Below are 23,028 nucleotides of genomic sequence, written 5' to 3' on the forward strand. Positions count from 1 at the left end.
CATCTCATGTCCTCTATAATGAAACTAGCGGTACTTTGAGCCGCTAGAAATGATTGCGCAGTTTCATTGTGAGAAGCTAAAGGCAGGTGCTTTCCATGAGTAAAGCAAGAAGAAACCGAAGAATCCTATTTTTCCTCCTACTGACATTTATAGTGGGAGTTGTTTATCTTGCCCTGACCATGCCATCGGAAGACTATGGACTTGTGAAGAGAAGTCTCATAGATCTCAATGAGGGATGGACAGTCGAATATGAAGATACCATCCTTCAAGAAGTGACTTTTCCACGGGAGCTTCATTTGGCGGGAAATACCACATATACAGCAACCAGAACACTGCCTGAAGTATCCTCTGACTCTGCGATGCTTCGGGTCAGGTCCTCCATGCAGGACATCATTGTGTATATTGATGGAGTAGAGATTTTCAGAGATGTCAAAGGAAACGATGGGAGGCTCACGGTTCCAGATGCAAGCCTGTGGCACTTTTTGAGTATTCCTGAAGGAAGCAGCGGAAAAGAAATCACTCTGGAAATGGTGTCACCGACCAGAGCGTTCTCAGGAACGCTGAATGAACTATATGCCGGAGAGGGAATCGACCTGATCTCACAGGTGGTGAGAGAGAATGCGCTGAAGATTATTCTGAGTATACTATTTCTCATTCTAGGCGTCTTCATGCTCATTTTATCGGCTTTTGTGAATAATCTTGAAGACAATCGGCTGATTTACCTTGGCAGTTTTGCTGTGCTTTTTTCGGTCTGGCTGTTTGGGGAGTCCAAGGTGATGCAGCTTTTCATCGGGAACCGCTTCATCATTGGAGGAATCAGTTACATGGCGATTCCTCTCATTGCCATATCCTATGTTTTATTTCTGAAAGAGTCTGTGTTCCAGAAGTATCAATCAGTGATGGTGGGAGCGGCACTTGTGTTTTTTGTGAATCTCGTGGGGAATGTTCTCCTGCAGGTTTTTGGAATCCAAAATTTTATATCCAGCATGGATCTGACTGTGGTGCTGGTAAGTTTTATGATTGTAGGTTCCATGGTCCTTATGGTCATAGAGTGGAAGATGGATGGAAATCTTCAGGCAAAGACCATGATTATGAGCTCCTTTATCCCAGCCGGTTTTCTTCTTGCTGAAGTCAGCATATTCCTTTTGGGCAGATATGAGATGACGGGTTCTCTCACGGGAATCGGCATTCTGCTGTTCTTCCTTCAGATCTCTTATTTCACGTTCCGGTCTGTGGATAAAGCCATCCAAAGTGAGAGAGAATCAGAGTTTCTGAAGAAAATGGCCTATGTGGATATCCTCACTGGCATGGGGAATCGGGCTGCTTTTGAAAAATATGTGGATGGACTGAGAAAAAAGCACAGTGGGAAACAGTTCCGGCTTGCCATGATGGATATTAATAATCTGAAGTACATCAATGACCATTTTGGACATAAGGAGGGAGATGCGGCCATAAGGAAATGTGCTGAAGCCATGAAGAAGTATCTCCTGCCTTACGGCGACTGCTTCCGATTAGGAGGAGATGAGTTTGCCGCTGTATTATATGATCTGGATGAGGAAACCTATGAGCATCTCATCCGATGTATGAGAGAAGAAGTTCATGCTGCAAAGAACAACCACCCTTACCGTGTGGATATTGCGGTGGGATCCAATGTATATCTGGAGGAGAGATTTTCTGATTTCAGCAGTTTTATTCATGAAACAGATCTTCGAATGTATGAGAATAAGAGGAAGGTCAAGGAAAACCAGCTGGAAGTCATGGGTTGAGGGAATATAAGCGTACAGAAGAAGAGCCTGAGAGGCATCCATAGAAAGGATGCCTCTCAGGCTCTTCTTTACGATTACTTAACGGGAGGGCGTATTATGGATGGTTATTGTCTAGTAGCCCATATCTATGGAAAGAGGAATCTGGGATTCAACGTGTTGATAATCCACTTCCTTTCCATCCACATAAACTCTAAGTGGCAGGTCCTTTTTGGTGGTAATTTCAGTATGAAAGAGCACATAGGAATTTGGGCTATACCCTTCATTACTCGTGAACTCCACCTTGTAGAACTCATCGAAGAACCATTTTGATTCCGAGCCCATGGAGAGATCTGCGTCTTCAGTGGCTCCATTATAGAGTATGAGATAGTTATTATAATAGGAGCCATCTTTAGAAGAAGGTGCTTTCTTATAGGACATCACATAAATACCGTCTTCGGACTCCTGAGAGGTCTTTAGCCAATGGTAGACTTCAGGGTAATTCTCATAGTTTTCAATACTGATTCCTGATACGCTGCCCACACTGGTGGTACTTGCGCTGAAAGTCATGACCCCCATGAAGAGGAGAATGACCATGAGGATCGGAATGATAATGACGGCGATGAGGATTTTACCAAGGCCGGTCTCTTTTCTTTTAGTGGATAGTGGCATTTTTGCCTCTTGGGGTACGGTTTCTCCACATTGAGGGCAGTGGTCCCAGGAAGCATTTAGGGGATAGTCGCATCTTTGGCATCTGCCCTTCAGCTGAGTGCCACAGGAGGGGCATACTGCATAGCTTTCACTGACAGATGCTCTGCAGCTGGGACATTCCAGTGCTCTTTCTTCTGAACGCACGATGAGATAGATGATGAGTCCGATGAGGGCAGGGGAGAGAATCGCGATGAGGGTCCATAAAGGAGCGTTCATACCGCGGCTTGTAGCGTCCCGATAAACGTAGACACCGATGAGGATGGGAAGGACCAAAAATAGTCCTAGAACTATGAGGAGATTGGCTGTTATTACAAATGACATAATCATCTTCCTTTCATACTATATTTCTTATGACAGGAGATTAAAGAGAGCATTTGCTTCTCTTTTCTCCAGCTGTTTTTTGGTGAAGACCACGGCAATGACCCCAGTTCCTGCAAGCCACAGGGCAAGCACTGAAAGGAATAACACACTGAGTGCCATGGAATAGGGGGCAGCCAAGAAAGCTGCGAGTCCTAGGGCGATAAACAGAAGATGAGAGGAGACTGTAAGAAGCAACAGCTGTCTTACTTCTCTTCGTCTCTCGGCAAGGAGCGTCAGCTTTTCTTCGGTTATTTTTGGTGGGGTATACTTTTCAAAATCAAAATTCAAGTTCATGAAGCATCTTCTCCTTTAGTAGCGCTCTGGCTTTACTGAGGCGGGATTTTACGGTTCCTTCTGGAATATCCAGCACCTTTGTGGTTTCTGTGAGGCTCAGGTCCTGGAAGTAGAATAAAATGACTGTCATTTTCAGCTTGTCTGGGAGAGCATGGACTGCTGCATGGAGATCACTGAAGTCTTCTTTCTTTTCTTCTTGGGCACTGTTTAGAATCAGGTCTTTCTCTTCTTGTGAACTGAAATAATCAAAGAGGAGGCTAATCTTCTTTTTTCTGTACTGGTCTTTATAAGTATTGACGCAGATCTTTGTGAGCCATCCTTGAAACTCAAATTCCTGATTGTACTGATGAAGTTTTCGATGGACTTTGAGCCAGGTTTCCTGATAAAGATCCTCTGCATCGTCCTTGTTGGTGCAGAGTGTTCTGCAAAGTCCATAGAGTCGTTTTCCATATTTTTCTATATAGGCATCGAGCACTTCTGCACCTCCCTTTACTCTTCTATACGAAGTGTACCATTCTTTGGTTCATTTTAAGAGGAATTTTATTTTTCAGTAGAAGATGATTCGAGAAGGAGGATAAGCTGGATGATTAAGATAATAGTAATAAAGCATTATCAAATAGATATTTAATGTGGAAAAACAGTTGGGAAAACAGTTTGTCTTCTATGATGAAAAGAAAAAATCACAAAGATGAATTGATATGTATAAAGCAAGCATCTATAATAAATAGTGAGAATATTCAAAGATTTCTATACCTGCTTCTGAGGGTACCTCATTGTTGCTTGCTGTTTGCTCATCCATTATTTTTCAAGAGGAGAGATCGTAATGGAAGAAGATTCCAAGAAGAATGAACTGCTTAAGTCGATGGTGTCTGCGGATTTCGAGCCAGTATTAATGAATGACAGGAAGGATTTAGCAACCTATCATAGTGTAAGGTTTTCAAAGATCAGTAGTCTAGGAGTTGGATTCGAACCCATTGTTGGCGCTTTCCAGCAAATTATGAATCAGGGGAAGGGAGGAAGTGGTCTATATCGTGTCACTGTTGAAAAGGGAGCGTCCATGGCGAAAAGGAAGGATGGGTCCGCTTTCATTGGGGCAGCTTTCAAAGATGGGAAAATTCATAGTCAGGCAAATATCAATCCTGTGATGATCAATCCAACCATGCTCTTTATGGCGGCGGCTCTAGCAAATATTGATAAAAAACTTGATGATATTAAAGAACTCCAGATAGAGATGTTAAGTTTTCTTGTACAGAAAGAGAAATCAGCGCTTAGAGGTGATTTGCATTTTCTAAGTGATGTTTTCAATAACTATAAATACAATTGGAATAATGAAAAATACAAAAATGCTAATCATATCAAGGTATTGGACATTCGTCAGAATGCTGGGAAAGCAATGGATTTTTATCAGGAGCAAATAAAATCGAAGATTGGCAAAAGAAAGCTGCTGCATAGCGACAAAGATGCTCGTAAAGATCTGCAGAAAATTATGGCTGAACTGAAGGAATTTCAGTTATCGCTCTATCTGTTCGGATTTGCTTACTTCTTGGAGATCCTTCTCCAAGAGAATTTTGATGAGTCTTATCTTCAGGCAGTGATAAATAAGATAGAAGCTCATGCATCAAATTACGGTGCATTATATTCTGAAGTGTACATGAACACTGAGAACTCGTTTAAAACATCTGTGCAGTCCAGACTCTTCAGTGGTATTTCTGCTGTGAATAAAATGGCTGGAGAGAAACTTTCCAAAGTACCTGGTGTAAGCAAGTCTCAGCTAGATGAGACACTTTTAGATGTAGGAGAGAAACTTGGTAGATATGGAGAGAAAAGAGTAGAAATAACAATGGAGCAGCTTTCAGAAGAACAGTTCAGTTGTGTAGAGCCTTTTGTAGAAAACATTATGATGATTAATAGGATGTATAATAGTCCACTGGCTTTTATGTTTGATGAAGAGAGTTTATATTTGGAGGTTGTAGAATAATCAGGACAGGATAATGAAGGAGCATAGTGCAATTGACAGTTCGTAGAGGTACTGCTGTTTATGGAAAGGGAGCAGAATTAGTGTAAGACCTAATGGTGATTGTTTTTTTGAAGAGACTTAGATTATTTATAAGAGCACAATACAAAAAGAGTTCTATCTGCAACGAGGATAGAACTCTTTTCTTATGCTCTAAAGGAGAGATTGCAAAAATTTAACGTATTGCCTGCCTATAGGCTAAAGGAGGGGAAACAGAGGTCTTTCTCATTCTACAGATGCTTTGGAAGAACACCGATCATTTTAAGAACTACATCAATGTAAGCTTTTCTTTTTTGATCATCCAAGAGAAAATGATCTTTTTTGTCCTCTGCCAGAATTCTTTCCAAAGGGTGCACAATACTTGCATAAAGGATGGTCATGGGGACTTCCACCTCGGAAGAACGAAGTGTATAAGCTCTCAATAGGACATTTCGAAGCTGCTCATTCATTTCGTCAGTGACACGGATGATCTCTAAAAACAGAGAATCTGGGTCTTCAGCGATACGGGCTTCTTTAGAGAGGATGGTGATTCCTGGGAAGCGGATACAGTAGTCCATTACACTTTCACAGAAACCATGGAGCTTTTCGTGATCTGAGAGTGTTTCGTCTTGAAGTGGTTTTATGGTGGATTCCACATTCTCAATGTAGAATTCTTTAGTTTTATTGATTAGTTCTTCTTTGGATCGGAAATAATAATTGATCGAAGCCACATTTACGCCCGCTTCCTTTGCAATGGCCCGAATGGGAACGTTCAATGACCCCATTTTTCCAATGAGGTATAAGGTTCTATCCAAGATCTTTTCTTCCACACTGTTTAGTTCTCTCATAGCCGCTCCTTCATCCATCTGTCGTTTTGTATTAGTATACCACAATTTCCCATAGTTCATGGATAGCTTCAAGTGATGAAATCATGACTGGAGTGTATAGAAATTTGGGGTATAAGGTGAATAAAATACCAGATGGAAGAACTTCAATTCAATGAATGATGAAATAATTTAAACAAAACGTTTAAAACATATTGATTAAAATGGTGAAATAGATTACAATTTGTTTGTGAAATAACGAACTAGGAGGAAACCATGAAAAAACTAATTGTACTGCTTTTGGCCATGATGATGCTTGTGAGTGCGGGCTGTGGAGCGAAGAAGGATGCACCAGAGGAAAAGCCAGGAGAATCTGTGGAAAGTCTCTTTACAGAAGGAACCTTTGAAGGAACTGGAAAAGGACACAATGGAGAAATCAAAGTTGCTGTTACATTCAGCAAAGACCGCATAGAAAAGATTGAAGTGCTGGATCATAAGGAATCCCTGGGCATCTTTGAAGCACCTGTAGATAAGATCCCAAAAGAAATCATAGAAGAGCAGAGCTTGACTGCGGATCTCATCGCTGGGGCGACTGTGACATCCAAAGGCCTTCTGGAAGCCATTGAGAATGCCTGTATTGCAGCAGGAGCCAATGTGGAAGCTCTAAAGAAAGCGGAAGAAAACAAAGAAACTGAAGGTGAGGCTGTCACCCATGAAACAGATATAGTTGTTGTGGGCGGAGGTATTGCGGGATTATCCGCTGCCATGGAGGCATTGGAGCTGGGGGCAAAAGTGATTCTGGTAGAAAAAATGCCCATCGTAGGCGGCAGCACCACAAGATCCGGTGGAAAGATCCTAGCTGCTGGTACCGACATTCAGAAAGAACACGGTATTGAAGACAGTGCGGAAGCCTTTGGAGATTTTCTTTTAGAAGTGGGAGAGAATCAGGTAGATGAAGAGTATGTCAGACTTGTGGCTGAAAAGTCCAATGAGAACTTTGAATGGCTCATGGAGCATGGGGTAGAGTTTGCGGATGACATTGAGCCGCTTCACTCCACCATCAGTCCTGCCAGAGGACATTATACAGCGAATCTTTCTGGAGCAGGCATGATCACACCTTTAGAGAAGGCATTTCTTGCAGCGGGAGGAACCATCCTTTATGAGACTCCTGCCGTGGAGCTTCTGAAAGAAGGAGACAAAGTAGTTGGCATCAAAGCCACCAATCCAAATAAGGATGACATAACCATCAAAGCCACATCGGTCATTCTTGCCACGGGTGGATTCAATCACAATGAAGAAATGATGAAAACCTATATTCCATTCCTGAAGAAGTATACAAGCAACGTCGGCCTTGGAAACTCAGGAGATGGGATTACCATGGCACAGGCAGTTGGTGCAAGACTTCTCATGAGAGAAGCGGGCATCAATCTGACAGTCAATGGCGGCACATACTATGGATATGGAGAAGAGTTCAAAGGTCTTTTTGTGAATCCCGATGGAGAGCGTTTCATGGATGAATCGATTTTTCATTTCACAAGAACAAGAGTCCTGATGGACCTTGGCATCAATGAGATGTATGCCATTACCACAGAGTATAATGACCGCATTGGAAAGGCCATGGAAATGGGGGTTGCTTTTGAGGCGGATTCTGTGGAAGCTCTTGGAGAACTAATCAAGGCGAAGAACCTTGCCGAGACGGTCTCAAGATACAATGAACTTGCTGAGAAGGGAAAGGATGAGGACTTTAATAAGGATGCTTCCTTTATGAAAGCTGTGGAAGGTGAGAAGTACTATGCGCTCTACATGGGAATGAGCAGTTCAGGTACTATTGGCGGGATCGACACGGATCTTCAGGGAAGAGTGTACAGCGAAGATGGAGCGATTATAGAGGGGCTCTATGCAGCAGGAGAAACTGCGTCCGGTCGTGTTTTTTACAAAGAATATCCCGGATCAGGGGCTGCCATCATGTGTTTCCTGACCTTTGGCCGTGAGGCTGGACGTCACGCAGCGGAAAATTTGAAATAAGAAAGTAGATGAAAGAGGAGTATCGCTAGGATGCTCCTCTTTTGACAGTTCAGTAATAATGGATCATTGGAGAGAAAAAATAAAGTGATCATCTGGGAGGTTACCGCGTCTTTTTTTGTCAGATAAAGAGGAGCATCTTCTTTTTAGGTGTTTAGCAAGATACTATCCTATCTTAATTGAGAAACTCCTCATATAGTTTGTCAATTAGTATATTTATTAAGGTTTGTCAAATATTGCGTTATATAGAAAACTGTGTTATATTTAAGCTATATAAAAAAAGTATTGATGTAATGGGGCATTGTATTGTCATTCTGATAGGTCATCGCATCAAGATTACATCCAAGGACCCGGATGAAGCCGCAGCTGAACTTATAGCTTTTTCAATTTCAATAAAAGGAAGGGTGGTAATGATGACCAAAAACACAAAAATAGTGATCGGTATAATAATCGTATGTATTTCATTGTTTGCAACTCAGTTTCTAGTGAACCCCCAAAAAGAGGTGCCAGTTCAATACATAAGCGGCATGAATGTTATAAATATTGAAGATCCTAAGGAAGTAGTGGGGTTTGGAGATTATGTATTTGTTGCACGCGTTGATGAAGAAATCAGAAACGTGGATAGCAGCGCTGAAGACCTTGATCCTGGTATTCCGATGACTACATACTCTATTACAGTTCTTGATAATTTAAAAGGGAAAATAAAGAAAAATACACCTATAGAATTCAGTAAGATTGGTGGAATATCGTCCTCAAGTAATATGCTGACTCTGCTCGAAGGGGATATAATGCTTGAAGAAGATCAGTATTATATTCTAGTTGCTGCAGGAAATGATGATGGCTCAATGGTACAGGCGGCTGCAACAGGAGCGGTCAAGTTAGATGTTACAAGTGAAGAAGAAATATTGTCATCACAAGCATACAAGGATTATGAAAAATACATTGATGAAGAAGTGGAATACCAAAGACCAAGATATAAATCGATGTATGAAGAATAACTTGCTTCACTAGGATAGATGCCCTTTTGCCTATGTATGTGACTTGAAGTCCAGGGAGTTTATACTTAAAAAGCCTGAAATCCATTGTGAACGTTGGATTTCAGGCTTTATTTGATAAGATCATTAATTTTAGTGTTTTTTATCCATTGCCAAATAGAATGTTGATAAAATTCTGTCTTGTATCTATGATGCGGATGATCTTCACTGTTTCTTTTTCTAAACGATAGAACACATAATTTTTCTCTAGGACAAAATACATATAATCTGTGGGTATATCTATGACGCTCATCAGTGGTCTACCCATGAATGGAAACTGTTCAAATTGTTTGATGCTATTAAGCATCTCATTTATCTTTTCAGCAGCCAATTCTACATTAAATTCTTGTTCCAAATAGACTTTGATTTTCATTAAATCTTCTTTGCCACAGGTGAGAACTGAATGGTATACGCTGTTATAATCCGAAGGTTGACTCAATATCTTCCATTGATATCCACCCATCCTCTCTGGCGGATTTTTCGCCTTCTTCAATATGTGCCATTAGCTTCAAGGTAGCTTTTATTTTTTCATAATCTTCAATATCCACTAGGACATATTTGCCGCGTCCTTTTTTTGTCAGATAAACAGGAGCATCTTCTCTATAGGCGTTCAACATGTCATTATAATTTCTCAAGTCAGAAACTGGCCTTATATTTGACATTTTTATCAACTCCTTATGTTTATATTGTATATTGTAAGGCCGATTGTAAAAATAAATGCAGTAAAATACAATGTAGATTTTACGGCTTTGTGAATCTTAGAGTGACATCACATAATAATTAATGTTGGTAGAATGTTTGATGGATGAATAGAGCGGATAGAATCTTACTGACATTCTACTCAGTTTACCGAAGTGTTATGAGTGAACAGACACCGTTATTTATGGTACAGTTCACCGTACACTACATACCAGCGTCAGAGAAGAAATTCAGTATATCATATCAGAGTATTGACATATTAGTCTATTTCCAATAGACTAAAGTAAATGATCTATTGGAAATAGACTGAGGTGAAGAAATTGGACTTATATAAATTGGGAGACATAGAGGAAAAATTTGCAGAGTTGATATGGAAACATGAACCTATCAGTTCTGGAGAACTGGTAAAGTTATGTGAAAATGAGCTGAATTGGAAAAAATCAACAACATATACAGTGTTAAAAAAGCTGTCAGAGAAAGGTATATTCCAAAATATCAAATCAGAAGTAACCTCTCTCATAACCAGAGATGAATATTATTCCATGCAAAGCAGATATTTTGTGGAGGACACCTTTGGTGGTTCATTACCGAAATTTCTTAGCGCGTTCTTTAATGGAAAGAAAATCAGTGAAAAGAAGATGAAGGAACTGGAGAGGCTTATTGAAGAGTATGATGAGGTGGAGAAATGAGCAGCATATTTTCAACCGTCCTACAAATGAGTCTAACAGGATCCTATGTAATCATTATGGTTCTATTGATAAGATTGCTTTTACGAAATTTCCCGAAGACTTTGATTTTTCCAATTTGGAGTGTAGTTGCATTTAGACTGATGGGCCCTATTACGCTAAAAGGAAAGTTCAGTTTAATGCCATCAGCAGAAGGCCTTGATGGAGGATTTACGATACTTGAGAAGGCTGCAGCACAAAGTTCCCTGGCTTTACTTAGCGGGTATGATTCTATCAGAATAGGATCCTACATCTGGGCTATGGGTTTTGTATCTCTAATAATATACACTTCAGTTTCTATGCTTCTTTTAAAAGGAAAACTGAAAAATGCGCGTCAGTATCATGATAATATATATGAGGCTTCTCATCTTAAAACTCCATTTGTTATAGGGTTCATTAGACCAAAGGTTTATATTCCTGCTGGAATCGCGCATGATGAAAAAAACATCATCATACTTCATGAAAGATCACATATAAAAAGAAAAGATCATATAATAAAGACTTTGGCATTTTTCGTTTTAGCCGTTCACTGGTTCAATCCTATAGTTTGGTTTGCATTTAAAAAAATGACAGATGATATGGAGATTTCATGTGACGAGACTGCTTTAAGTCACTGTAAAACAGACATGAGGAAAACCTATGCGAATACTTTGGTTCGATTTGCCTACAAAATGCATCCAGTTAACGAGAGAATAATAGCTTTCGGTGAAGGAAATCTGGAAGTACGGGTTCAGCACATTTTACGATTTCGAAAACCCAAGCTATCTAAGACAATCTCAGCACTAATCATCATCATCGCAGCAAGTCTTGGCCTGATGACGGATCCTATAGATATTTTGAGTAATGAAGATTTATCCCCCTATATGGCTGAGTCAAAAAAACAGGACTCCGAAATAAACGAAGTGAAATTAGAGGTGCAAAAGCAAGTGCGACTACAGAGTGAGCATTTTGATAAGATATTTGAATAGAAAAAACCATGGAATCTGCATAAGAAAGTGAACAGAGCGTCATAAACTCATCGATATGTCCATTTGACTTATATGCAGATTTTTTCATAGGAGGATATATGAAACGGGTTGCTTATTTATTGACTATATTTACGGCGGTTTTTATTTTTCTTTATTTATATCAGAATATTTCGCTAAATCATTTCAATGCAATGAATAGCCTGGAAAGCAGTTTTTCTCAAGCAACGGGTAAAGACCATGAAACGATTGAATTAAGTTTACTTAATGATCATGGTTCCCCGGTTTTGTCTGAACTTACGGATTTTCTCGAATCTAAAAACTACGATGCGATAACTTTCGTGCAGACAAGGAGACATGACTTCATAATTGATACTACAGCTTACTTGTATTCAGATCTAAAATTGAATGAGTTGGCATTTTTCAAAACTGTCCAAGGCAAAAACTTAGACTTTACAATAGAAGAGAATACGTACTATTCTTCCTATTTGGATGATACAAAAGCATATGATGTCATTGATTATGTAAACTCGAGCTATCAAAAAGACTATCAGCCTAGACTTCTTATAAAGCCATTAACACTTCTTTCCAGTGAACATCCTGAAAAGAAGACGGCATTGGTTTTCATCTATGGTGAAGATAGAGTGCAGATCAAAAATGACATTATAGATAGTGAGATAAATAAGCACGTCGTATCTAATGAATCTTCACTCACCTTCGAATTTTCGACTCCAGATGATCTTCAAGTCGAATCAATTCATATCCTTCTTATTTTGACGATTGCATCCTTGGTGGTGATCACCATTTGTGAATCAATCGCTTTAAAAAAAGAAATTACAATACGGAAACTCTTCGGAGAAAGCGATACTAGTATTTACTGGGACCTCTTTGCAAAAAGGTACTTGATCAACATGGTCTTATACATTTTCTCCCAGATAACTCTATATTTTCTCATTGTGAAAAATTTCAGACCCATTCACCTTCTGCTGCTGAAGCCTCTTTTAGTGGCTTTTGGGCTGTATTTACTTTTTTGGATTGCAGCAAATGCATTGAGTTATATAATGCTGACAGTGACTGGAAGGCCGTCGAATATCAAAAATAATAATACGCTGAAATTTTCAGGGGGTGTCGCTGTAGTACTGAAGCTATTGCTGTTAATTCTAATCGTTACACCATTTATTGTTTTGATTAAGACTGCCCCTTTAATGATGGAAGAAAATAGTATTCTTAGAAAGAATAAATTGCTTATGCAAAACAACCTGGTAATTGAAGGGATACTTCTTGACAATACCGTGACGAGTCTCGAAAGTTGGGAGCCGCTTCAACAAACGTTAAAAGTTGTAGAGTCCCAGGAATGGATGTACCATGATTTTTCCAGCAATTTTCTCCCTGATGAAATAAAAGAAACGATACCTGAAGAAGTCTATAAACGTCAGTTTGTACAACATCCATATATTGTTGCAAATGAGAGGTATCTGAAAAACTATAATATCAGGGACTTAAACAATAATCTGATAGATTTCCGAAGTATCGAGCAGAATACCTTGCTTGTGCCTGAAAGATATAAGGATGAAAAGTTTACTGATGTTTATTTTGGTGGCGGAGATGGAGAAATTCTTTATATAAAAAATCCAGGAACGCTCTATAATCTAGCACCGTTGTCTCCGGATTTATCACTTAAGAAACAGAAAGACCCGGTGATTCTTTTAAAAAAAGGATTAGATGCGAGTATGCAATGGAATGGAAGCTCGCTTACCATAAAGGATAGTGAAAGTGCTCGGACAGTGATTACAGATTTTTTAGCAACCAATGGTTTAAACAATCGGATATTTATATCAAATACGAATCAAGAATATGATACTGCGCTTTCTAGAAGCAATGATCAAGTAAGAGCATTTATTCTTGTACTTGGTCTATACATTCTGATGATTTATATTTTTCAGTATCAGTCTGTGTTTATTTACTTCTATGAGAACAAGGAAAAAGTGGCAGTAAATTATCTTTTTGGGAAATCCTATTTTCAGCGCTATGGCTATATGTTTATAAGCAGTTTGGCTGTATATTTTCTCTCTCTTGTTCTGGGCATGGAGTTCATGGAGCTGGACAGAAAGTATCTTATTGTATTCATACTCCTTGGCATATTTTTTGACTTTATGATTGCCGGGATAATGATTAAGTCCTTTGAAAAAAAGAGAACACTGTCAGTGCTAAAGGGGGAATAGCTTGTGGAAGAGGTTATAGTAAATATTAAGAATATTAAGAAGAAGTATGATGAACAAGTAGTTTTCAATAATTTCAGTATGGAAGTTAAAAAAGGAGAATTTGTTTCTGTCATTGGTGAATCTGGAAGCGGAAAATCTACACTGTTGAATATGATAGGTCTGCTGGATACTTATGATGGGGGCGAGATCAGTCTTTTTGGGGAGAAAAATATCAGACCCTTTTCCTCCAAAGCCAATAGAATTTTGAGAGATAAAATCGGATATCTGTTTCAGAATTTTGCGCTCATCAGCAATGAAAGTGTATATTACAATATGCATATTGCCATAAAACATCATAGACTACCTGATGAAGACAAGTTGATTCGAAATGCTCTGGAAGAGGTTGGATTAAAGGGTGAAGAAAATAAAAAAGTATATAAATGCTCCGGTGGGGAACAACAGAGAATTGCCATTGCAAGGCTTTTAATTAAACCTTGTGAACTGATCCTTGCTGATGAACCTACAGGAAGTCTAGATGAGAAGAATAAAGAGGAGATTTTTAGTTTGCTGCTTTCAATGAAAAGAAAAGGAAAGACGCTGCTTGTTGTTACTCATGATCCCTCGCTTGTTTCACTTTCTGATCGACATGTCAGAATCAAGTAAAACCTATCTTAGAAGGACTGAAGATATTCATGTTAAAAAAGAGTTTGATGGTATTTCTAATATTACTGATGACCTCTAGTGTTGTCGTTGTTCTCGCAGATACACTCTATCCGAATCACAATAGCAACTTTAATTTAACTTAAATTAATGAGAATTCCCCCATCCTCTATAGGTGGGGGATGAATCGCTTTTTATTTTGCCTGAGAATGAATATTTTTATCTATATGGAATATAATATATAAAAAGGAGATGATGTGATGAGTGTAAATAAAACATATCGATATCGAATTTATCCAACTGACGCACAAAAAGTGTTTTTTGCAAAAACCTTTGGTTGTGTCCGTTTTATTTACAACGTCATGCTCCATGACAAAATAAAGCATTATGAGGAATCAGGTCAAATGCTTAAAAATACACCCGCACAATATAAGAAAGAGCATGAGTTTCTAAGAGAAGTGGATTCGCTGGCGTTAGCCAATGCTCAACTGAACCTGGAGAAAGCCTATAAAAATTTCTTTCGGGAACAAAAGAAAGGAAATAACAAGCAAGGCTTTCCAAAATACAAGAAGAAAACCTATGGTCAAAGCTATACCACCAACAATCAAAAAGGAACCATTGAAGTCATAGATAATAAATATCTAAAAATTCCAAAGCTGAAGTCGATGATTTGTATAAAATATCATCGACACATCCCTGATGAGGCATCCCTGAAATCAGCGACCATCATTAGGACTTCAAGCGGGAAATTCTTTGTCTCTATTTTGACCGAAGAATACATTCAGCCAAAAGCTGAAGTGCAAAAGAAGGTTGCTATTGACCTTGGACTCATGACTTACGCCTCACTTTCCGATGAAACAGTCATCCTTAATCCGAAATTTCTCTCTCAAAGTGAAGCAAATATCAAAAAACTTCAACGGGATTTATCCCGCAAAGTAAAGGGTTCTAATAACTATTACAAGAACAAGAAAAAACTGGCTATTGCCCATGAAAAAGTGGCTAACCAGCGACTAGCCTATCTCCATAAGGTATCTTCTCGATTGATAGACGAAAACCAAGTCATCAATATTGAAACCTTGAGAGTTGAAAACATGCTGAAGAACCATAAGCTCGCAAAAGCCATCTCCGACGCATCCTGGTCCACTTTCGTGAGCATGCTTTGTTATAAGGCAGCATGGTACGGAAGAACCATTCATAAGGCTGATGCTTTCTTTGCATCGAGCCAGCTTTGTAATGTTTGTGGATACAAAAACAGCGAGGTCAAAAACCTCGCCGTAAGAGAGTGGACCTGTCCAAATTGCAATACTATGCATGACCGAGACATTAATGCAGCTAAAAACCTGCTAAAAATAGGTTGATATAATTTCTCAGGGTGGGGACCACCCATTGAGCTTGGAGATACTTATCTCATGAGAGATATTGACCAAGAAGCTCCCACTTCAAAATGATGTCAATCATTTAAGTGGCGAGTAGTTCACATTATGGTTCAGGTAGCACCCTATGTTCTGATACAAGTACTGCTCACAGCTACTTTACTTATGGTGATGCAATTAATACATCGAATGCTCGATTATCCGTATACATTTTAAATTCTTCAGGCACAGTGGTTGCATCTGATACAAGTAATAGTTCAACTACATATGCAAGTGCTTGGTGGACCAGATCCTCCACCACATCGCATGGACATAGAGCTACGAGTACATTGATCGGTAGATAAGAATTCTATTGACGGTTTGAAAGAGTGTATAGAATCTCCTCATCTATCTACACTGTTTATTATACTGTTTGTACAACCTGACGCCGTTATTTATGGTACGGTTCACCGTAACATATCCATCGGCGTAGTTTTAAAAAAACTTGAATGATTATATTAAGAAAATATAGATTCACAGAAAAGGTTAATAATATTTCAAATTTTCTAATATATATTTGAACTCATAATACGTTTATACTATAATGTATATAAATAATTTTAGGAGGCACAAAAATGAAAAAAGTTACAGGTATTTTTTTTGGCTTCTGCACTCGCAGCCATTCATGTTCCCGGTCTTGGATGGAAGTATAAAAGTATATATGGAAGTTCATGATCCGTATATTATGATCATGTTTTTTATGGGTTTGACATAACAGGTGTACATACGCATGGGTATGAAGAAGCGATGATAAACTAAACTTGAGTTTGTAATGAGGAGTTTTTATGAAGAAAATCAGCTATTTTCTGATCATTCAGTTGGCAATTGCGACTACCTATCTGATTGTCACATCATTCAATATCAGATATACTTTTAACCTGGAAAATTTCTTGCATCCCGATTTTAAAGACGAGAGCACATATAGTTTCATGTTTGATGAGAGTATATTCACGTCAGTTTCTTCGGAAGAGTTTATGGAAACGTTGAAAAATGCTTCAGATGAAAATGAAGTGACCTTTCGTGTGATTGTAGGGTATTCTGACGAGATGAACAGAAATGTCATGGAGAACTATATCTATTCTTCTTCAGTGCAGATAGAGGATCTCTTTTACACTCAAAACGGCGATAGAATTTCCTGGAGCGACAGAAGTGAGTCTTCATATTATTCAACTAATAGAGAGGATTCTTCTGCAGTGACGATACAGATGCTTGATGAAAGCTACGCATCTGGGCGTCTCTATCCGCTTCTTTATTTCCGTCCACTACATCAGCTTTATGAACGTCCCCAAAAAGATTCTTATTACGTGGTTTATTTCTATGGGGAAGGAAGCAATATCAGAAAGGTCCGAGACGAAGTAGTAAATACCTATGGACAGATTCAGTCTTCACAATTTCTCAAGGTGGACGCTAAGACGTTTATGCCGGACGACTCTATTCGTCAAGGTGCTTTCCTCTCCGTAGGGATTGCACTGATTCTTCTCATCATTCTTATAGGCATCATCAATCAGCACCTCAAGGAAGTAAGCGTCAGAAAAATGATGGGACATTCCGATGTGCGGATACAGTGGCGTCTTTTAGGGAGATTTTTCCTGTCACTTCTACTTGTTTATATATTTACACTAGGAATAGCGTATTGGTTTTTTGTGCGCGATGCAGGAAACATCGGTACGGCTATTTACAAAGGTCAGCTCAAGATTTTAGGATACTTTGCTGCAGGTCTTCTAGCTGTGTTTATAGGTTCCTACGTCTATATCAGATATACTTCCTCTGCCATGTATCTCAAGAAAAAATCTACATATAAGATGCTACTCTATGGGAACCTTGTTGTGAAGATTCTAATATTTATTCTGGTAATCACCCCACTTCTTACGAAGCTGGAAGTCGGATATCGGTCCTTCAGAGATGTGATTTACAGAGAGAGAAAACACGATGCTGATCTCTATAGATACAATGTGAGTCTTGACATTCCAATGTCGGATTTTGATCGAATCATGAAAATGTTTGGTGATGCATTTGAGATATCAGAAAAAGAGAATGCAGTGCTCGCGGATTTCACTGATGCAGACTTGAGTCTGTTTGAAGAATTCGATGTGGAACTTGAACCGAATACGATATCCTCCATCGTGGTCAATACAGAGTATCTTAAGGACTATAAGATTCTTCGTGAAGATGGAACAGTTCTTGATCTGGAGACCTTACAGGGTAATACTATGCTGGTTCCACTTGAATTAAAGGGAAAACCTTTTACGACCATATCTCAGAAGGAATATCCAAAAGTTTATGTAGAGTTTCAGGATGCTTTCTATAATCCGGATATCAGTAAAAGAGATCACTTTAAGGTGAAAGATCCTATTGTCTTCTACACGAAGGAGTATGATGCTTCCGGTATGCAGACGCTTTATGGAGCTGTCTATTATAGTGATCTGGAAGGGCTGAGAGAGTCCTTTGAAGCAGCTGGGTATGGAGACGCTCTGCGGGTAACGGATCTTCGTCCGGTATATGATTTCTATATGGGTGAGTATAAGCAGGAAGCACTTGAAAGTCTGTACATTTTCGTGCTGTATCTCTCAGTGGTCCTGATACTTCTGTATGAGATCATATATCTTCATCTGGAAGAGAAAAGGCAGCTGATTTCGATTCAGTATCTGCTTGGAAAGTCTTATGGTGAGCGTTACAGGAATCTCTACCTGATGAGTCTTGTGTCCTATGCAGTATTGATCCCATACAGTCTGATCTTTCTGAAGGTATCGACTGTCAGTTTGCTGGTGCTATTCAGTATCCTGATTCTTCTGGAAATGATTCTAGTTTCAGGTCTGATCACACGATTTGAATCAACGGATATGGTGAAGACCATAAAAGGGGCGTAGTTATGGAAAATGTAATTTCAATTCAGGGACTAGAAAAGAATTTCGGTAAAAAGACGGTCTTTTCCGGGTTCAGCCTAGAAATTCCAGAAGGCAGTTTTACGGTGATTTCTGGCGCTTCAGGATCTGGAAAGTCCACGCTACTCAATATCATCGGGTTACTGGAAAAGAAAGGCAAAGGCGAAACGGTGCACTTTGGACAGAAGAATATCAAGCCCTTTTCAACAAAAGCGACGAATCTTCTGAAGGATAAAATCGGATATCTTTTTCAGAACTATGCTTTAGTCGATAATGCCACCGTAGAGTATAACCTGAAGCTTGCCATGGAAGGTCATGACACGAGCAAAGAAAATAACCGGGTAAAGGAAGTTCTGGAGGCAGTGGGACTCGCAGGGTTTGAAAAGAAGAAAGTATATCAGTGCTCTGGGGGAGAGCAGCAGAGAGTGGCCATTGCAAGGCTGATGCTGAAGCCCTGCGAACTGATCCTGGCCGATGAACCTACAGGAAGCCTGGATCATGAGAATAAAATGAAAGTTGTAGATCTCTTGAAGGGATTCCAAAGAGCAGGGAAGACAGTGGTTCTTGTCACTCATGATGAGGATTTGATGCATCTGGGAGAACCTCTCATACGGATTGATCAAGTACCATAAAATAAGGCTAAAATAAGGCGAAATAAAAATCCATCTTTAAAGCTATAAAATGTCTTAAAGATGGATTTTTCGTTACAATATTTAAATTCTACCGATACCCGTTAAATCAAAATACACATTTCTCGCTCTAAAGGGACCGGGATTAGTCATTTGCAGTTTGAATTTTTCAAAATCGCTGATTCTTTTTGAATGATAGTAGGGGACTTCGAACCGAAGTATATTACTTCTAAGCCATTCAGGAACGGCTATCTTGTGAATCTGAAGATTGTAGTCGATAAGGGCTGCGACTTTTGTCAAAAAGTTCAGTTCATCTTTACTGCATAGTGATAAGTCCACAGGAATGAAAAGACTGTCTATGAAGTCTTTGTTTTTGTATTTAAGTAGTTCAAGAAGCTGATTTAAACTTGCATCAATATCCGGGTAATCAAATAACTGCTGTAAATATTTATTTCCAATCATAACCCAAATCCTTTCCTAAATACCTTATAAAGTTTTGTTGTCTCTCACCAATGAGTGTCAAGGGGATATACTCTTCACATAAACGAAGTAATTCTTCTTTTGTCTTGATAGACAGGTCCTTGCATAGTAGATAGGCGTCGATGAAATCCTTTGCTGGCTCTGGCCTTGCTGCCAAGATTTTCATAGCAAGAAGCTGTTTAGCAGAAGGTTTGAGAATTTTTAAGTTTGAGTAAACCTTATAGGTTTCTTTGTCTTCTTTTAGGATGGACTTTAGAGGTTCCTTAATTTCTTCGTTGATCCATCCTTCTGATAAACTGAATGCGAATTTAGTCATATCAAGTATATGATTAAATAGCGTTTGATTTACTTCTGAAAATACACAGCCAATGTCTCTTGTAGCAGGTCTATTGTCATAGACAATTGTCATTATTGAACCACCATAAACCGTAATCTCCAGTTGGAGCTGGTTTTCTTTTAACCGTTCATTCATGTATTCGAAAATATCAAGCAGTTTCTTTTTATCCATCATCTCTATGCTGTCCATCATCAGTGTAAATCCTCCTTTCTAATAGAGTTATTTATATTTTTATTATATCATATCCGAAAAGAGTAGAGTATTAATGTCCTTTATTTATGGTGCGATTCACCGTACCATATCCATCGGCGTAAAAAAAACAAGCGGAGTTGAAATTAGAATTCATGCCGCTTGTTTTTTTAATGGAAAGCTAAGTATCTTCTTTATGAACTTCAATTTTTCGTGGATCTTCAAAGCTATAGACATAAGAATCATATGAATCATTGTCAATTCTAATTAAGATATCGACACTAAAGTAATACCTTTCTAAAAGAAGTGTATTGAATTCAAAATATAATTCTAAGTAATTATCTCCTTCATCAAACTTCAAATTTGCAAAAATAATATTAGCAATTTCTCCAGACATAATATCTGTAGATGAATATTGTAAATGGTAAAGTAAAAATACAAGAAATGGCAATCGGAAATACAAAAAAGTAATTGCCAGTACAACCACAATCAAATATCCTTTTAGGTAGGCTAATACTTAGAAGGAGTGAATAGCTTTTTCTTATTCATATTTTAATACTCCTTACACTTTATTTTTTTTTCCAAATGACAATGGTAAGAGTGATTAAACAAACTAGTATAGCCAACATTATAATATTCTGGAATATTATAATTAACCCTAAATTGTCAATTGAGCCAGATAATAATACATCCTCTATTTTAGTCACCTCCTTATATTCATATAAATCAAAACCCTCCTATAATGGTATTATACTATATTTTTAAGAGCTACAACCCCGAACTTCTTCGGGGTTGTAGCTCTTTTTATCAATCTTGAAAATTAAAAATTCTATCTAAAAGGAACTTGCCTTCGTTACGCCTGAATATTATAACGTAACAAAGCGTCTGTACCACATTCAGGAGACTAATCCCCTATCTCAAAGGCTCTTGAAAGTACATTTGTCTTAGCTTTAAATTCAGCTTGATCAGATCTCTCTGTCAGGTGCGCTCTTTTCAGATCATCCATGAAATCCCTGATTCCTTCAAAATCCTTAAAGTTCTCCGGAGATGGATCTGTTTCTAAAAGTTTTCCTTTCTTCGTGTAGATTTCTTTCAGCTCTTGCATACTGTTAGGTTTTCCTCTGTCCTTGTTCAGCTTGTAAAGAAACTCAATAGAATCTGCGTGGAGATGTTTTACAGCCGGCAGATGTTTCTGATATTGCCTTGTGAGATAGGATTTCTTTTCAGCAGCAGTAGTAGGTTCTACACTACTCCAATCTCGTCATTTTTGACAGAGACAGTTGGAGAAAAGAGAGAGCTCTTATGAAATAATCAGGTTGTACTGATAATTGCATTTTTCATTGCCAAAACTTGTATTTTTAACTTGCCAAACACAAATATAGTATATAATTGGGGGATGTTCCGTTAAGTGTGATTTTACGGCAAGTGAAGTTGCGAATCGGCTTTTCGCCAATATTACGAATGGTAAAGGCAAAAGTGCTATACTTTTCCATTAGTTCTTCTAAAGGCATTAATGGATTATCTTCAAAAATATTAATACGATTAATTTGATATGCACAACTATCAGAGTTATCATCCAATGTTTCTTTACGTACGTTGTGGTAATAGTGAAGTATCTCCTGAATTGCTGGTGTATAGACTGCTACTTCAATATTCTCTAAAGTCTCAATTGCATCAACAATTCTCTTATTCAAATTTTTTAGTTCGCCTTGAATTTCCATAACTTCTTTTGAAGAATCATCTGATAGTTCTTTATATCTTTTATTCTGCCAGATTGCAACAGCCCCTAATATTACCGTTCCGACTGCACCGAGGTAAGATCCAATGAAACCAAACCAAACTTCTTTCGGCAACACAAATTTCAGGGTAAAAGTAGAACCTGAAATAGCTGATACAAGTTTTTCAACAAGATAAGGGACTAAAAAAAGGATTAAGACTATGATGGGAATCCACAATGCTTTTCGCGATTTCAATTTTTTTTTCATCACATAATGCACCACCAATTTAAAGTATAATAGTTATTATTGAATTTCAGGTAAAAATAATTCTCTTATTTCATTAGTTAGCTATGATTATTTATATTTGTACATTCTGTATCATGGATTGTTTTAATAAGGGATGCAATGGATATAACAGAAATAAGACAGATAGAAGCCTCCCGTTTTGATGCACCTCTGTCATGAGTTAACTGATTTGCCAGGTCTACCGAGACTCTTGCATATTTTCGAACCTTTTCCGAAGCGCCTGCGAGTTCGCATTGGATATATGCTTCCAACATTCTTTTCGCATCGGCTGTACTTGCTTCGACTCCATCAAGAGTAGGATGTTTCTGTGGATCAAAAACCTGTTGAGCAATTGTGATAAGCGTTTCACGTCCAATCATTCCAATCGCTTGGAATTTTTCTTCAGTGTCTGCAGGTTCTAATCTTGCTCTCATTTCTTGGATTGAACGATCAACTCTTTCCCAACCAGTTAGTTGATAGGCATCAAGGTATATTGGGCTTAGAGAATATTGTGAATAACGCTCAAATAGTCGTTTTTTTACTTCTTGTACACTTTCATTATTTTCAAATTGTGTTAATTCACACAGATCTTTAATAATTACGAACTGTTGTTGAGCGTTAAATTCGCGAAGGTTTAAGTATAGTGCTGTACGTTTATTAGGGACTACTTTGCCAAAACTACCAAAATCAGAACTTGTAATTGGAATCTCAACGTCAAAATCAACGGCATACGAGTTGCAATATTTTACAATTTGAGTTCCACTTAAACCGTGAGTTGTTTCTCCTAATATATCTGAAGCATATGATATAAATGTATCATCTATTTTACCGACTGCCATAGTTTTCCTCCTAGATAATGATAAAAT

Annotated in this window: 23 protein-coding genes; 11 read left to right on the forward strand and 12 right to left on the reverse strand. The window is 38.4% G+C overall.

The window, feature by feature from the left end; genetic code table 11:
• Positions 1-95: 95 nt before the first annotated feature.
• Entirely contained in the window at positions 96-1,766 is a 1,671-nt protein-coding gene (locus T487_RS0111835; RefSeq protein WP_031577345.1) for a GGDEF domain-containing protein, read from the forward strand.
• Between the two features lie 111 nt (positions 1,767-1,877).
• Here the strand turns inward: T487_RS0111835 and T487_RS16050 are convergent, their stop codons facing one another.
• Genes T487_RS16050 through T487_RS0111850 form a run of 3 tightly spaced genes read right to left on the reverse strand, consistent with a single transcriptional unit; the run spans position 1,878 to position 3,582 of the window.
• Entirely contained in the window at positions 1,878-2,774 is an 897-nt protein-coding gene (locus T487_RS16050; RefSeq protein WP_051651699.1) for a zinc ribbon domain-containing protein, read from the reverse strand.
• A gap of 27 nt (positions 2,775-2,801) precedes the next feature.
• Complete coding sequence (locus tag T487_RS0111845; RefSeq protein ID WP_031577347.1) at positions 2,802-3,107, reverse strand: hypothetical protein; 306 nt, start codon at positions 3,105-3,107, stop codon at positions 2,802-2,804.
• Positions 3,091-3,582 carry an RNA polymerase sigma factor gene (locus tag T487_RS0111850; RefSeq protein WP_031577348.1) on the reverse strand — a complete coding sequence of 164 codons (492 nt, stop codon included), beginning with the start codon at positions 3,580-3,582 and terminating at the stop codon, positions 3,091-3,093. Before T487_RS0111850 ends, T487_RS0111845 begins: the two co-directional genes overlap by 17 nt.
• Before the next feature lie 348 nt (positions 3,583-3,930).
• On the opposite strand from T487_RS0111850, the gene T487_RS0111855 reads away from it, so the two are divergent.
• A complete protein-coding gene (locus tag T487_RS0111855; RefSeq protein WP_031577349.1) occupies positions 3,931-5,085 on the forward strand; it encodes a hypothetical protein in 1,155 nt (384 codons plus the stop codon).
• Between the two features lie 266 nt (positions 5,086-5,351).
• Here the strand turns inward: T487_RS0111855 and T487_RS0111860 are convergent, their stop codons facing one another.
• A complete protein-coding gene (locus tag T487_RS0111860) occupies positions 5,352-5,948 on the reverse strand; it encodes a TetR/AcrR family transcriptional regulator (RefSeq protein WP_031577350.1) in 597 nt (198 codons plus the stop codon).
• Positions 5,949-6,200: 252 nt separating this feature from the next.
• Between T487_RS0111860 and T487_RS0111865 the strand changes: the two genes are divergently transcribed.
• Entirely contained in the window at positions 6,201-7,949 is a 1,749-nt protein-coding gene (locus tag T487_RS0111865) for an FAD-dependent oxidoreductase (protein WP_051651700.1), read from the forward strand.
• A 407-nt stretch (positions 7,950-8,356) separates the two neighbouring features.
• Positions 8,357-8,944 (forward strand): hypothetical protein, encoded by a 588-nt coding sequence (locus tag T487_RS0111870; RefSeq protein ID WP_031577352.1) that lies wholly within the window; start codon positions 8,357-8,359, stop codon positions 8,942-8,944.
• A gap of 139 nt (positions 8,945-9,083) precedes the next feature.
• Here T487_RS0111870 and T487_RS0111875 read toward each other — a convergent pair whose 3' ends face one another.
• Together T487_RS0111875 and T487_RS0111880 are read right to left on the reverse strand one after the other, a co-directional pair.
• The gene (locus T487_RS0111875) at positions 9,084-9,353 is read right to left on the reverse strand and encodes a type II toxin-antitoxin system RelE/ParE family toxin (RefSeq protein ID WP_051651701.1); all 270 of its coding nucleotides are present in this window, start codon (positions 9,351-9,353) and stop codon (positions 9,084-9,086) included.
• A gap of 43 nt (positions 9,354-9,396) precedes the next feature.
• A complete protein-coding gene (locus tag T487_RS0111880) occupies positions 9,397-9,642 on the reverse strand; it encodes a type II toxin-antitoxin system prevent-host-death family antitoxin (RefSeq protein ID WP_031577354.1) in 246 nt (81 codons plus the stop codon).
• A gap of 357 nt (positions 9,643-9,999) precedes the next feature.
• Here T487_RS0111880 and T487_RS0111885 point away from each other — a divergent pair, with 357 nt between their 5' ends.
• The 7 genes from T487_RS0111885 (at position 10,000) to T487_RS0111915 (ending at position 19,156) form a co-directional block, all read left to right on the forward strand.
• On the forward strand, positions 10,000-10,368 hold the full coding sequence (locus T487_RS0111885; RefSeq protein WP_031577355.1) for a BlaI/MecI/CopY family transcriptional regulator: 369 nt from the start codon (positions 10,000-10,002) through the stop codon (positions 10,366-10,368).
• Positions 10,365-11,372 (forward strand): M56 family metallopeptidase, encoded by a 1,008-nt coding sequence (locus T487_RS0111890; protein WP_051651702.1) that lies wholly within the window; start codon positions 10,365-10,367, stop codon positions 11,370-11,372. The genes T487_RS0111885 and T487_RS0111890 overlap by 4 nt, the downstream gene beginning before the upstream one ends.
• 98 nt (positions 11,373-11,470) lie before the next feature.
• Positions 11,471-13,591 (forward strand): DUF1430 domain-containing protein, encoded by a 2,121-nt coding sequence (locus tag T487_RS0111895; RefSeq protein WP_031577357.1) that lies wholly within the window; start codon positions 11,471-11,473, stop codon positions 13,589-13,591.
• A gap of 3 nt (positions 13,592-13,594) precedes the next feature.
• Positions 13,595-14,233 (forward strand): putative bacteriocin export ABC transporter, encoded by a 639-nt coding sequence (locus T487_RS0111900; RefSeq protein ID WP_031577358.1) that lies wholly within the window; start codon positions 13,595-13,597, stop codon positions 14,231-14,233.
• Between the two features lie 257 nt (positions 14,234-14,490).
• Positions 14,491-15,588 carry an IS200/IS605 family element RNA-guided endonuclease TnpB gene (gene tnpB, locus T487_RS0111905; protein WP_031577359.1) on the forward strand — a complete coding sequence of 366 codons (1,098 nt, stop codon included), beginning with the start codon at positions 14,491-14,493 and terminating at the stop codon, positions 15,586-15,588.
• 839 nt (positions 15,589-16,427) lie between these two features.
• On the forward strand, positions 16,428-18,509 hold the full coding sequence (locus T487_RS0111910) for a hypothetical protein (RefSeq protein WP_031577360.1): 2,082 nt from the start codon (positions 16,428-16,430) through the stop codon (positions 18,507-18,509).
• 2 nt (positions 18,510-18,511) lie between these two features.
• Positions 18,512-19,156, forward strand: coding sequence for an ATP-binding cassette domain-containing protein (locus T487_RS0111915; protein WP_031577361.1), 645 nt, complete (start codon positions 18,512-18,514; stop codon positions 19,154-19,156).
• Positions 19,157-19,237: 81 nt separating this feature from the next.
• Here T487_RS0111915 and T487_RS0111920 read toward each other — a convergent pair whose 3' ends face one another.
• From T487_RS0111920 to T487_RS16055, 6 genes are all read right to left on the reverse strand, one after another.
• The gene (locus T487_RS0111920) at positions 19,238-19,615 is read right to left on the reverse strand and encodes a hypothetical protein (RefSeq protein ID WP_031577362.1); all 378 of its coding nucleotides are present in this window, start codon (positions 19,613-19,615) and stop codon (positions 19,238-19,240) included.
• Complete coding sequence (locus tag T487_RS0111925; RefSeq protein ID WP_051651703.1) at positions 19,602-20,162, reverse strand: hypothetical protein; 561 nt, start codon at positions 20,160-20,162, stop codon at positions 19,602-19,604. Before T487_RS0111925 ends, T487_RS0111920 begins: the two co-directional genes overlap by 14 nt.
• Before the next feature lie 178 nt (positions 20,163-20,340).
• Positions 20,341-20,646 (reverse strand): hypothetical protein, encoded by a 306-nt coding sequence (locus T487_RS0111930; protein ID WP_031577364.1) that lies wholly within the window; start codon positions 20,644-20,646, stop codon positions 20,341-20,343.
• A 417-nt stretch (positions 20,647-21,063) separates the two neighbouring features.
• On the reverse strand, positions 21,064-21,264 hold the full coding sequence (locus T487_RS0111935) for a hypothetical protein (RefSeq protein WP_031577365.1): 201 nt from the start codon (positions 21,262-21,264) through the stop codon (positions 21,064-21,066).
• 253 nt (positions 21,265-21,517) lie between these two features.
• Positions 21,518-22,147, reverse strand: a complete 630-nt coding sequence (locus T487_RS0111940; protein WP_143004651.1) for a hypothetical protein — start codon at positions 22,145-22,147, stop codon at positions 21,518-21,520.
• 74 nt (positions 22,148-22,221) lie between these two features.
• Positions 22,222-23,001 carry a hypothetical protein gene (locus tag T487_RS16055; RefSeq protein ID WP_051651704.1) on the reverse strand — a complete coding sequence of 260 codons (780 nt, stop codon included), beginning with the start codon at positions 22,999-23,001 and terminating at the stop codon, positions 22,222-22,224.
• Positions 23,002-23,028 lie beyond the last annotated feature (27 nt).

It is taken from the genome of Proteiniclasticum ruminis DSM 24773 (assembly GCF_000701905.1).
GTDB classification, from domain to species: Bacteria; Bacillota; Clostridia; order Clostridiales; family Clostridiaceae; genus Proteiniclasticum; species Proteiniclasticum ruminis.

Bases quoted from the DNA above. Each gene is read 5' to 3' on its own strand.
- T487_RS0111875 (WP_051651701.1), bottom strand. From the start codon at position 9,353: ATGAAAATCAAAGTCTATTTGGAACAAGAATTTAATGTAGAATTGGCT.
- T487_RS0111920 (WP_031577362.1), bottom strand. From the start codon at position 19,615: ATGATTGGAAATAAATATTTACAGCAGTTATTTGATTACCCGGATATT.
- T487_RS0111865 (WP_051651700.1), top strand. From the start codon at position 6,201: ATGAAAAAACTAATTGTACTGCTTTTGGCCATGATGATGCTTGTGAGT.
- T487_RS0111845 (WP_031577347.1), bottom strand. From the start codon at position 3,107: ATGAACTTGAATTTTGATTTTGAAAAGTATACCCCACCAAAAATAACC.
- T487_RS0111870 (WP_031577352.1), top strand. From the start codon at position 8,357: ATGATGACCAAAAACACAAAAATAGTGATCGGTATAATAATCGTATGT.
- T487_RS16055 (WP_051651704.1), bottom strand. From the start codon at position 23,001: ATGGCAGTCGGTAAAATAGATGATACATTTATATCATATGCTTCAGAT.
- T487_RS0111915 (WP_031577361.1), top strand. From the start codon at position 18,512: ATGGAAAATGTAATTTCAATTCAGGGACTAGAAAAGAATTTCGGTAAA.
- tnpB (WP_031577359.1), top strand. From the start codon at position 14,491: ATGAGTGTAAATAAAACATATCGATATCGAATTTATCCAACTGACGCA.
- T487_RS0111925 (WP_051651703.1), bottom strand. From the start codon at position 20,162: ATGATGGACAGCATAGAGATGATGGATAAAAAGAAACTGCTTGATATT.
- T487_RS0111835 (WP_031577345.1), top strand. From the start codon at position 96: ATGAGTAAAGCAAGAAGAAACCGAAGAATCCTATTTTTCCTCCTACTG.
- T487_RS0111855 (WP_031577349.1), top strand. From the start codon at position 3,931: ATGGAAGAAGATTCCAAGAAGAATGAACTGCTTAAGTCGATGGTGTCT.
- T487_RS0111895 (WP_031577357.1), top strand. From the start codon at position 11,471: ATGAAACGGGTTGCTTATTTATTGACTATATTTACGGCGGTTTTTATT.
- T487_RS0111880 (WP_031577354.1), bottom strand. From the start codon at position 9,642: ATGTCAAATATAAGGCCAGTTTCTGACTTGAGAAATTATAATGACATG.
- T487_RS0111910 (WP_031577360.1), top strand. From the start codon at position 16,428: ATGAAGAAAATCAGCTATTTTCTGATCATTCAGTTGGCAATTGCGACT.
- T487_RS16050 (WP_051651699.1), bottom strand. From the start codon at position 2,774: ATGTCATTTGTAATAACAGCCAATCTCCTCATAGTTCTAGGACTATTT.
- T487_RS0111935 (WP_031577365.1), bottom strand. From the start codon at position 21,264: ATGCAAGAGCTGAAAGAAATCTACACGAAGAAAGGAAAACTTTTAGAA.
- T487_RS0111860 (WP_031577350.1), bottom strand. From the start codon at position 5,948: ATGAGAGAACTAAACAGTGTGGAAGAAAAGATCTTGGATAGAACCTTA.
- T487_RS0111890 (WP_051651702.1), top strand. From the start codon at position 10,365: ATGAGCAGCATATTTTCAACCGTCCTACAAATGAGTCTAACAGGATCC.